This is a genomic window from Nocardia sp. NPDC050630 (assembly GCF_044457245.1).
Taxonomy (GTDB): domain Bacteria; phylum Actinomycetota; class Actinomycetes; order Mycobacteriales; family Mycobacteriaceae; genus Nocardia.
In genome coordinates, this window is the sequence record NZ_JBITGN010000027.1 from 62,740 (window position 1) to 73,111 (window position 10,372).

At 64.9% G+C, this 10,372-nt stretch carries 9 protein-coding genes; 8 read left to right on the forward strand and 1 reads right to left on the reverse strand.

The window, feature by feature from the left end; all coding sequences use genetic code 11:
* Positions 1–68 precede the first annotated feature (68 nt).
* From ACIBG0_RS37800 to ACIBG0_RS37825, 6 genes are all read left to right on the forward strand, one after another.
* Positions 69–845 (forward strand): cell division protein SepF, encoded by a 777-nt coding sequence (locus tag ACIBG0_RS37800; RefSeq protein WP_397039709.1) that lies wholly within the window; start codon positions 69–71, stop codon positions 843–845.
* 89 nt (positions 846–934) lie between these two features.
* Positions 935–1,225 carry a YggT family protein gene (locus ACIBG0_RS37805; protein WP_397039712.1) on the forward strand — a complete coding sequence of 97 codons (291 nt, stop codon included), beginning with the start codon at positions 935–937 and terminating at the stop codon, positions 1,223–1,225.
* Between the two features lie 80 nt (positions 1,226–1,305).
* Positions 1,306–2,169 (forward strand): DivIVA domain-containing protein, encoded by an 864-nt coding sequence (locus ACIBG0_RS37810; protein ID WP_397039715.1) that lies wholly within the window; start codon positions 1,306–1,308, stop codon positions 2,167–2,169.
* 88 nt (positions 2,170–2,257) lie between these two features.
* Positions 2,258–2,458 carry a hypothetical protein gene (locus tag ACIBG0_RS37815; protein WP_062988683.1) on the forward strand — a complete coding sequence of 67 codons (201 nt, stop codon included), beginning with the start codon at positions 2,258–2,260 and terminating at the stop codon, positions 2,456–2,458.
* 295 nt (positions 2,459–2,753) lie between these two features.
* A complete protein-coding gene (ileS, locus tag ACIBG0_RS37820; protein WP_397039717.1) occupies positions 2,754–5,885 on the forward strand; it encodes an isoleucine--tRNA ligase in 3,132 nt (1,043 codons plus the stop codon).
* A 336-nt stretch (positions 5,886–6,221) separates the two neighbouring features.
* Positions 6,222–6,764, forward strand: coding sequence for an NlpC/P60 family protein (locus tag ACIBG0_RS37825; protein WP_397039745.1), 543 nt, complete (start codon positions 6,222–6,224; stop codon positions 6,762–6,764).
* Between the two features lie 129 nt (positions 6,765–6,893).
* Here ACIBG0_RS37825 and ACIBG0_RS37830 read toward each other — a convergent pair whose 3' ends face one another.
* Entirely contained in the window at positions 6,894–7,769 is an 876-nt protein-coding gene (locus ACIBG0_RS37830; RefSeq protein ID WP_397039720.1) for a UTP--glucose-1-phosphate uridylyltransferase, read from the reverse strand.
* A gap of 328 nt (positions 7,770–8,097) precedes the next feature.
* On the opposite strand from ACIBG0_RS37830, the gene ACIBG0_RS37835 reads away from it, so the two are divergent.
* Both ACIBG0_RS37835 and ACIBG0_RS37840 read left to right on the forward strand, forming a co-directional pair.
* Positions 8,098–9,597: a DNA polymerase IV gene (locus tag ACIBG0_RS37835; RefSeq protein ID WP_397039747.1), complete on the forward strand. Its 1,500-nt coding sequence runs from the start codon at positions 8,098–8,100 to the stop codon at positions 9,595–9,597.
* 96 nt (positions 9,598–9,693) lie between these two features.
* Positions 9,694–10,197 (forward strand): hypothetical protein, encoded by a 504-nt coding sequence (locus ACIBG0_RS37840; RefSeq protein WP_397039722.1) that lies wholly within the window; start codon positions 9,694–9,696, stop codon positions 10,195–10,197.
* Positions 10,198–10,372: the final 175 nt, after the last annotated feature.

A 10,372-nucleotide genomic window follows, 5' to 3' on the forward strand; every position in this document is an offset into this window, starting at 1 on the left:
GGGACTGGAGAGGACTGAGCAAGACTTCAACACCCGGCCGCCACCGGGGCCGAAGGAAGGTCTATGAAATGAGCACGCTGCACAAGTTCAAGGCGTACTTCGGCATGGTTCCGCTCGAGGATTACGAAGACGACTATGTCGCCGAGCCGGCCCCCCGGGGCGTGGACGAGCGCGGCTCACGTCGTCCCCGGCCCCGTGACTATTCCGAGCGCGCCGGTTACGGCGCGGACCGCTATGCCGAAGACCGCTACGACGATGAGCCGGATTACCCAGAGCCGGCATACAAGTCGCCGTACAAGGCGGGATATCCGGTGTCTCGGCGCGACGATTACGTCGACGAGCCCTATGTGGACGACCGCTATGACGCGCGGCCTCGTCCCACCAGGATCGATGCCGCGCCGGGTGCCGCCCGATTCCGTGCGGGTGGCAATGCGCCGATGCTGCGGGGAGCCACCAGGGGTGCGCTCGCCGTCGATCCCGAGGCCGAGGAGCGGCGACTGGAGGAGCGCGTGCGCCCCGAACCCGCGCCCGCGCGTCGGCCGGGGATCTTCGAGGACGGAGGTCCCTTGTCCAAGATCACGACGCTGCGCCCGCGCGACTACAGCGAGGCCCGCATCATCGGCGAACGCTTCCGCGAGGGGAACCCGGTGATCATGGACCTGGTTGATCTGAGCAATGCCGATGCAAAGCGGCTGGTCGACTTCGCCGCCGGGCTGGCTTTCGCGCTGCGTGGCTCATTCGACAAGGTCGCGACCAAAGTGTTCCTGCTCTCACCGGCCGATGTCGATGTCTCGGCCGAAGAGCGTCGCAGGATCGCCGAAACCGGCTTCTACAACCAGAAATAGCACTGTGATCCGGGGGTTCTGTTAGACCCGTTGCGTATGGGGCGGTGTGGTCATTTTGCGCGACGCGGATTTTGGGGCAGAGTGAGATCGTGGCCTTGTTTGCGGTGCTCTACTTCGTACTGTTCATCTTCTGGCTGTTGTTGATCAGCCGAGTGATCGTGGAGTTCATCCGCAGCTTTGCCCGCGACTGGCGCCCGAGCGGCTTCATCGTCGTCATCCTCGAGGTGATCTTCACGATCACCGATCCTCCGGTGAAACTCCTGAGGCGGTTGATACCTCCGGTGTCATTGGGAGGAATTCGGCTCGATCTGTCGATTATGGTCCTGCTTTTCGTCGTCTTCATCTCGATGACGTTTGTGGGCGGCCACGCCGACGGGTAGCCCTGGTGTGACAGAATGAACCGAGAAGATAGCTTGCTAGATCTGCTAGATCTCCAAAAGACGCGTGAAGGGATCCTTCCATGCCGCTGACCCCAGCCGATGTGCACAACGTCGCGTTCAGCAAACCGCCGATCGGGAAGCGCGGCTACAACGAGGATGAAGTAGACGCCTTCCTGGATCTCGTGGAGCAGGAGCTCTCGCGTCTGATCGAGGAGAACGCTGACCTGCGCCAGCGGGTTGCCGAACTCGATGCGGAACTGGCCGACGCCAAGAAAAATCGTGGTCCGGCCAATGCCGCCGCAGTGAAAGCACCGGTCCAGCAAGCCCCACCGCCCCCGCCCGAACCCATCAAGCCGCCGGTGCAACAGGCACCGCCGCCGCCTCCGATGCCGGTCGCGGCTCCGGTAGCCAAGGATGCGCCGAGCGCGGATGCGAATCTGCAGGCGGCCAAGGTGCTCAGCCTCGCCCAGGAGATGGCGGACCGGCTGACCAGCGATGCGAAGCTCGAAGCAGAGAACTTGCTGTCGAATGCCCGGGCAAATTCCGAACGCCTGGTCGGCGATGCGCGAACCCGCTCGGAGGCGATGATCGCCGATGCGCGGCAGAAGTCGGATGCGATGCTCTCGGATGCCCAGACCCGTTCGGACAACCAGCTACGGCAGGCCAAGGAAAAGGCCGACGCACTGCAGGCCGACGCCGAGCGCAAGCACACCGAGATCATGGCCACCATCACCCAGCAGCGCAGCGTGCTGGAGAGCCGAATCGAGCAGCTCAAGACCTTCGAGCGGGAATACCGCGTGCGGCTGAAGTCGTACCTGGAATCCCAGCTCGAGGAGCTGGAGAACCGCGGCTCGGCGGTGCCGGTGGACGGCGGCGAGGCCTTCGTCGACGCCAATACCGGGAACAATCTCGCTCCTGCTTCGTTCGCCAAGGGCGCCAAGTAATCTCGTAGTAGAGAGATATCTCCGCCTGTAGTTGCTGTTCGAGTAGCTAGAGGTACGCCGAGCCGCCTGGCATGCCTAGGGGGTAAATATGCTCGTCTTGACGCTGGTCCTTGCCGCGATCGGGTTTGCCCTGCTCGTGGCCGCACTGACCACTGGGTCGGTGTTGTGGGCCTGGGGGTGCATCCTCATCTGCATCGTGGGTGCTGTGCTATTGCTAGTGAGTGCGCTTTCCATGCGCAGCTCCGAGGGCGATTCCGCGCCGCCGCCTGGTCGGCATGCGAAACGGTAATTGTGGGCCCGACAAACTGGTTTGACCGTCCTGGTTAGAATCAAACATGTAATCGGCGTCGATCCGGCCATCACCGGGGAGTCTTCGGAAGAACGGTGCGCACACCGCACTCAGTAGAACCGAACGGGTGAGCCCGTCACAGCTCGAAACGAGAGGTCCTGGTAGATCGCGCGGATCGGCGCGCCGCCCGGACAAGCGGGGTGGTACCGCGGTTTCGACGCAACCGGCGTCGTCATCGTCCCCGTGCTGACACATACGCGCCACGGCGCGGCGGCACGAGGAGACGAGATCCGCGATGGCGGACGAACCTTCCAGCAGCGCATACCCGCGCGTCGATCTCGGCGCTGGCAGCGGGGCATCCTTTCCCGACCTGGAGCGTCGGGTACTCGACGCCTGGGCCGCTGATGACACCTTCCGCACCAGCATCGAGAACCGCTCGGGTGCAGCGGAGTTCGTCTTCTACGACGGGCCGCCGTTTGCCAATGGTTTGCCACATTATGGACATCTGCTCACTGGGTACGTCAAGGATCTCGTGCCGCGTTTCCAGACGATGCGCGGCAAGCGCGTCGATCGACGTTTCGGCTGGGACTGTCACGGACTGCCCGCGGAAATCGAAGCAGAAAAGCAGCTCGGTATCACGGACAAATCACAGATCGATGCTATGGGGCTCGCGGAATTCAACGCGGCCTGTAAATCTTCGGTTCTGCGCTACACCGGAGAATGGCGCGATTATGTGACGCGTCAGGCCCGTTGGGTGGACTTCGACAACGACTACAAGACGTTGGATCTCGACTTCATGGAGTCGGTGATGTGGGCGTTCAAGTCGCTGCACGAGAAAGGCCTGATCTACCAGGGCTTCCGGGTGCTGCCATACAGCTGGTACGAGCAGACCCCGCTGTCGAATCAGGAAACCCGGCTCGATGACGCCTACAAGATGCGTCAGGATCCGGCAGTCACCGCGGATATGGTGCTGCGCGTGCCGCACGAGCATCCGCTGCACGAACTCGACGGTGCCAACGCGCTCATCTGGACCACCACGCCGTGGACGCTGCCATCCAACCTCGCGATCGCAGTACATCCCGATTTCCGCTACGTTCATGTGCGCGCCGGCGACGGCAAGCGCTATCTGCTGGCCGCCGAACGGGTCTCGCATTACGCCCGTGAATTGGGCGACGAGCCCGAGGTACTCGGCGAGTTCGACGGCGCGGCTCTCGCGGATCTGTCCTATGACCCGCCGTTCGACTTCTTCGTCGGTCATCCCAACGCACACCGCGTGCTGACCGCCGACTATGTGACCGCCGAGTCCGGCACCGGAATCGTGCACCTCGCACCGGCATTCGGTGAGGAGGATATGGATGTCGCCGCCGCCAACGGTATCGAGCTCGTGCAGCCGCTGGATCCGGGCGGCAAGTTCACCTCGATGGTGCCGCCGTACGAGGGCCTGATGGTCTTCGACGCCAATCCGGTGATCATCAAGGATCTCAAGTCGGCCGGAAAGCTGCTGCGGCACGAGACGATCGAGCACTCCTACCCGCACAGCTGGCGCTCCGGCCAGCCGCTGATCTACATGGCGGTGCCGTCCTGGTTCGTCGCGGTGACCAAGTTCCGCGACCGGATGGTCGAGCTGAACCAGCAGATCACCTGGGTGCCCGAGCACATCCGCGACGGACAGTTCGGCAAGTGGCTCGAGGGCGCACGAGACTGGAATATCAGCCGTAACCGGTACTGGGGCAGCCCGATCCCGGTGTGGGTCTCCGATGATCCGGCCTACCCGCGCACCGATGTCTACGGCTCGCTTGCGGAGTTGGAGCGCGACTTCGGCGTGCGCCCGACCGATCTGCACCGGCCGATGATCGACGAGCTGACCAGGCCGAATCCCGATGATCCGACCGGCAGGTCGACCATGCGCCGGGTGCCGGAGGTGCTGGACTGCTGGTTCGAGTCCGGCTCGATGCCCTATGCCCAGGTGCACTACCCGTTCGAGAACAAGGAGTGGTTCGACAGCCACTTCCCGGGCGACTTCATCGTCGAGTACAACGGGCAGACCCGAGGCTGGTTCTACACCCTGCACGTGCTCTCGACCGCGCTGTTCGACAGTCCGGCCTTCAAAACCGTTGCCGCGCACGGCATTGTGCTTGGTGACGACGGATTGAAGATGAGCAAGTCCAAGGGCAACTATCCGGATGTGAACGAGGTGTTCAACCGGGACGGCTCCGATGCGATGCGCTGGTTCCTGATGAGTTCGCCGATCCTGCGCGGCGGCAATCTCATCGTCACCGAGCGCGGCATCCGCGAGGGAGTCAGCCATGCGCTGCGCCCACTGTGGAACGCGTGGACCTTCCTGCAGCTCTACGCGTCGAAAACCGGTGTGTGGCGCACGGATTCGCCGCATGTGCTGGACCGCTACATCCTGGCCAAGCTAGCCGAGACCCAGGACGTGATGACCGAGGCGCTCGAGGTCTACGACATCGCGGGCGCCTGCGAGGAATTGCGCTCCTTTGCCGACGCGCTCACCAATTGGTATGTGCGCCGGTCGCGTTCGCGCTTCTGGGAGGAGGACCGCGATGCCGTCGACACGTTGCATACGGTGCTCGAGGTAGTCACCCGGCTGGCGGCGCCGCTGCTGCCGCTGATCTCGGAGGTGATCTGGCGCGGGCTGACCGGCGAGCAGTCGGTCCATCTGGCCGATTGGCCCAAGGCGGGTGAGCTGCCGCAGGATCCGGATCTGGTCGCCGCCATGGACGAGGTCCGGGTGGTCTGCTCGACGGTGCTGAGCCTGCGCAAGGCGCAGAACCTGCGGGTGCGCCTGCCGCTGGCCGAGGTCACCATCGCCGCGCCCGATGCCGAGCGGCTGCGGCCGTTCACCGACATCATCGCCGATGAGGTGAACGTCAAGAAGGTCGACCTGACCACCGATGTCGCCGTGCACGGCCGTTTCGAGCTGGTCGTGAACGCGCGTGCCGCCGGCCCGCGCCTCGGCAAGGATGTGCAGACGGTGATCAAGGCGGTCAAGGCGGGCGAGTGGTCCGAGACCGCCGCCGGTGTGGTCACCGCGGCGGGCATCGAACTGCTGCCGGAGGAATACACCCAGCGCCTGGTCGCCGCCGAACCGGAGTCCACCGCGGCCCTGCCCGGCAATGCGGGTCTGGTCGTGCTCGATTCGGTGGTGACCGAGGAACTCGAGGCCGAGGGTTGGGCCCGCGATGTGATCCGCGATCTGCAGGAGACGCGAAAGTCCCGGGGACTGGACGTATCCGATCGCATCACCGTTGTGCTCGCGGTGCCCGCCGATAAGCAGGTTTGGGCACAGACCCACCGTGACCTCATCGCGGGCGAAATCCTGGCCACCGAACTGACTTTCGGTGATCCGGGCGCGGAGGCCGCCGAAATAGTCGGTGGTGTGCGGGTATCGATCGCGAAGGTCTGATACGGCCGTTCCTCGGAACGCGGTGATCGGGGCGGGATCTCGAGATCCCGCCCCGACTTGCGTCCATGATCTGTCTGATGTGATGTAGATCACATGCTGGGAATTAGCTGATTCGTTGTCGTGATCGCACAATGCCCGGCACAATCTGCATGGTGCTGCTGGTGTGCAGATCGACTTCTGTGACCGCAGTGAATGTTCGTACTTGAACTGCTCTACCTGAAATACCTTGCGCCACACGTGAATACGTAGGTGGCGCAGGTCTGTGGCGTGCGGATCCCTTCCCTGACGGCGAGGCCGGTACCGCGCGTTGACCGGGTCGACGGAAAGGGCGAGCGCATGATCACCGGGCTCAAAAAGGCATTGCGGCGGATAGCTGTTGGGTTTCTGGTATCGACTGTCGTGGCGCTCGTCCTGGCCGGACCGGTGCGTGGTGATACCGGAAGCGGCTCCGGTTCGGGTAGTTCCGGTTCCGGTAGTTCCGGTAGTTCCGGTTCCGGTAGTTCCAGCGGTTCCGCTGCCCTGCCGCTGCCGAGTGTCGCCGGACTCGGCGCACTGACTGCGGCCTACACCCAGATCGGCAAACCCTACGAATGGGGCGCCACCGGCCCGTTCGCCTGGGACTGCTCGGGTCTGGTCCAGTGGGCATTCCGTCAGGTCGGGGTGAAACTACCGCGCACTACCTGGGAGCAGGCCAAGGTCGGTGCCACGGTTCCGTTCCCGGCCCTGTCGCTGGGTGATGTCGTAATCCTGAATGACGACGCCTCGCATGTCGGCATCTACGCGGGCTCGGGGCAGATCTTGGACGCGCACGACTGGGGCGTGCCGGTTGGTCTGCATCCGCTGCGCGATTTCGACATCTACACCATCCGTCGTTTCTGATTCGGATCGGCTAAGTTCCGACGACCATCGCGGTCGCCCGTAGAGCAACGATGCGGAACGTGAGAGCGTGTTCCAGTGCTGGCCGACGACAAGGTCGTGATCGTCACCCTGCGCGAGGCGAGCGCGATATCAGTCGACGAGCTGGCGCAGTAGTGGTCCGTACTGGGGATGCGCCAGGGCCGAGGCGAATTGGGCCACCAGATAGTCGGCGGGGTTGCCGGTGTCGTACCAGCGGCCCTGGATGACCTGGCCGAAGACAGGGTTGTCGGCGGCGTGCACATTGATCGCATCGGTGAGGTACACCTCGCCGGTGCGATGTTCGTACCACTGCTCGGTTTGTCTGCGCAGCTCGCAGATGATGCCGGGGGTGACGACATAGCCGCCGATCGCGGCATAGTTCGACGGAGCGTCCTCGGGCTTGGGCTTTTCGCGCAGCCCGGTAATGCGCAGCAGGCCGTTGCCCTGATCGTCCGCGACGACCGGGACACCGTAGCGCTGGGATTCGGATGGGTCCATCGGCATCAGCGCGAGCACGGGCGCGTCGGTCGCCTCGTAGGCGTCGATCAACTGCTGGGCGCGCGGTACCCCGGCGACGAAGACATCGTCGGGCCACAGCACCAGCATCGGCTCGTCGCCGAGATTGCGGGCGGCATTGAGCACCGGGGTGCCGTTGCCGTAGGGCCCGTGCTGATCGAGGTAGGTGATGTGCCCGAGCCGGGACAGCTCGCCGACCTCTTCCACCGCATCGGCGAACGCGTCCTTGCCATCGGCGCGGAGCTGGGCAACCAGGGCTGGATTCGGACGGAAATGGTCCTGGATCAGGGACTTTCCGCCGCTGACCACGATGGTGATATCGGTGATTCCGGATGCGACCAGCTCCCGGACGGTGTGCTCGATGACCGGCTTGTCGCCGACCGGCAGCATCTCCTTGGGGATGGCCTTGGTCAGCGGGAGCAGCCGGGAGCCGATTCCGGCGGCCGGTATTACGGCCTTACGGATCTTCATGGTCCGATCATCACATACCCGAGCGGGTGCGAACCGGTGATCCACAGGCTTGCGTCGGGCATGTCGAGTCGGCAACATCTCGGTATCGGCCCTGGTCACGCTTGGTTGAGCAGGGCAGAGCGCCGCCAAGGCCCGGTCACCGCGGCGCGCAGATCGGTAGCAATCCCGCAGAAACTACTCGGCCGACCTACACCTGCCACCCAGGTTGCTTGCCGTATTCACGGGTTTACGCCGCGTTGCGCGGTGGGCCGACCTGTCGGTGCGGCGGCGTAGATTCCGGTGCGTGAGCACCGACAACACCGCTGTGGCCGCCGGGACGGGCGCGTCCATGCGCACGGCGCGGCGGTGGGTGCTGCATATCGATATGGATGCCTTCTTCGCTTCGGTCGAACAATTGACCCGGCCCACACTGCGCGGGCGCCCGGTGCTGGTCGGCGGTACCGGTGGGCGCGGTGTGGTCGCGGGGGCGAGCTATGAGGCGCGGGTATTCGGTGCGCGCTCGGCCATGCCTATGCATCAGGCGCGGCGGTTGGTCGGGGTGACCGCGGTGGTGGTGCCGCCGCGCGGTGCGGTCTACAGCGTGGTCAGTGCCCGGGTGTTCGACGCACTGCGCAGCCGCATCCCCGTACTGGAGACGTTGTCGTTCGACGAGGCGTTCGGTGAGCCCGCCGAGTTGGTCGGTGCGACCGTCGAGCAGGTGCGCGAATTCTGTGAGGAGCTGCGCGCGCTCGTGCGGGAGCGGACCGGGTTGATCGCCTCGGTCGGTGCCGGCACCGGCAAGCAGCTGGCCAAGATCGCCTCCGGTATGGCCAAACCCAATGGGGTACGGGTGGTTTCGCCGGATGAGCAGCAGCAACTGCTGGCCGGGCTGCCGGTGCGCAAGCTGTGGGGGATCGGTCCGGTGGCCGAGGGCCGCTTGCGTTCGCTCGGTATCGAGACCGTCGGCGCCTTCGCGGCGCTGCCCGAATCGGAGGCGGTATCCATCCTCGGCGGTAGCGTCGGCGCGGGACTGCACCGGCTGGCCCGCGGCATCGACGACCGGCCGGTCGCCGAACGGGCCGAGGCCAAACAGATCAGTGCCGAGAACACCTATGAGACCGATATCGTCACGATGGCCCAGCTGCGTCCGGCGATCGAGACCATGGCGGCGGCCGCGCACCGTCGTCTGGAAAAGGACGGCCGAGCCGCACGCACGGTGGTGCTGAAGCTGAAGAAGTCCGATATGAGCATCGTGACCAGGTCGTTCACTTTGCCGTATGCGACGACCGAGTTGGCCACGCTGACGACGGCGGCGCAGCGCTCGGCGATAGACCCGGCCGAGCTCGGGCCGATTCGGCTGGTTGGTGTTGGGTTCGGCGGGCTGTCGACCGTTCGGCAGGAGTCGTTGTTCCCGGAGTTGGATCAGGCGCCGGTCGAGGAGGCGGGCGTGTGGGAAGGCGACGCGCCGCCCTCCGATAGCGCGCCGCCCTCCGATAGTTGGGGCGCTCGGGTGGGACCGTCGGCAGCCGAGGACGGTGCCACAAAGTTCGGCGCGGGTTCGGCGGTCGGGCCGCTAGGCGTCGAGACGGTGGACGTCGCTGTCCCCGGAGCCACTCAGTCGAGCGTCGGTGCAGCTCAGGGCGATTCGCCGATGCGCAACGCGACGCTGTGGTATCCCGGACTGGATGTGACGCACCCCGAATTAGGGCACGGGTGGGTGCAGGGCGCCGGTCTCGGTGTGGTTACTGTACGGTTCGAGACCAGCTCGACAGGGCCCGGTCCGGCGCGTACCTTTGCCGCCGACGACATCAGTCTGTCCCGGGCGGATCCGCTCGGCAGTCTCCGCTGACAGGTAGCCTGAGTCATTCGTGCAGCGTCGCCGGTTCGGGTGACGGCTGCCGTTGGTGGAACGACATGTACCTACTCGAACGTAAAGGACGAGCAGTTGAAGCTTCGTAAGACTGGACGCATCGCCATCGCCGGCCTGGCCGTCGTCGCCGCACTCGGCATGACCGCCTGCAGTGATGACAAAGACAGCAAGCCGGCCGCGAAGACCAGTACCAGCGCCAAGGCCTCGGCCGGCGCGAGCTCGAACACCAATCTGCCGCCGGTCCCCTCCGTCGCGGAACTGAACACGCAGCTGCAGCGTGCGCTGGATCCGTCGGTACCCAATTCGGAGAAGCTCGACGGTGTGCAGGGCGCCGAGGCCGATCCGGAACTGCCGAACCGGCTGGCCGAGGCCGCCAAGGGCGCCAATGTCACCATCACGGTCACCGATGTGACCGGCTTCGGTGACAGCGTCAACGCCAAGGCCAAAGTCTTGCTCAACGGCCAGGAGAACATTGTCGACGTGCCGTTCGTCGCCGAGAACGGCAAGTGGAAGATCCAGAAGGCCTGGGCCTGCACCATGCTGACCAACCTCGGCCAGCAGTCGGCGGCCTGCAGCTGAGTTCCCTCCGTAGCGACTGCTTGCAGGTCGCTCGAAAGGGTCAGCTGTCGCGGGGGGCCCCGGGGGGGGGCCCCCCCCCGGGGGGGGGGGGGGGGGACAAAAACGACCCCCCCCCCGAAATAAATTTTTTTAAAGTTTTGTATTTTGAGAGGCCCCCGGCCGGGCACAAAGTTTG

What these genes read in the sequence shown, in the direction of transcription:
- ACIBG0_RS37835 (WP_397039747.1), top strand. Translation starts at nt 8,098, where the DNA reads ATGCGCACGGCGCGGCGGTGGGTGCTGCATATCGATATGGATGCCTTC.
- ACIBG0_RS37800 (WP_397039709.1), top strand. Translation starts at nt 69, where the DNA reads ATGAGCACGCTGCACAAGTTCAAGGCGTACTTCGGCATGGTTCCGCTC.
- ACIBG0_RS37830 (WP_397039720.1), bottom strand. Translation starts at nt 7,769, where the DNA reads ATGAAGATCCGTAAGGCCGTAATACCGGCCGCCGGAATCGGCTCCCGG.
- ileS (WP_397039717.1), top strand. Translation starts at nt 2,754, where the DNA reads ATGGCGGACGAACCTTCCAGCAGCGCATACCCGCGCGTCGATCTCGGC.
- ACIBG0_RS37810 (WP_397039715.1), top strand. Translation starts at nt 1,306, where the DNA reads ATGCCGCTGACCCCAGCCGATGTGCACAACGTCGCGTTCAGCAAACCG.
- ACIBG0_RS37825 (WP_397039745.1), top strand. Translation starts at nt 6,222, where the DNA reads ATGATCACCGGGCTCAAAAAGGCATTGCGGCGGATAGCTGTTGGGTTT.
- ACIBG0_RS37815 (WP_062988683.1), top strand. Translation starts at nt 2,258, where the DNA reads ATGCTCGTCTTGACGCTGGTCCTTGCCGCGATCGGGTTTGCCCTGCTC.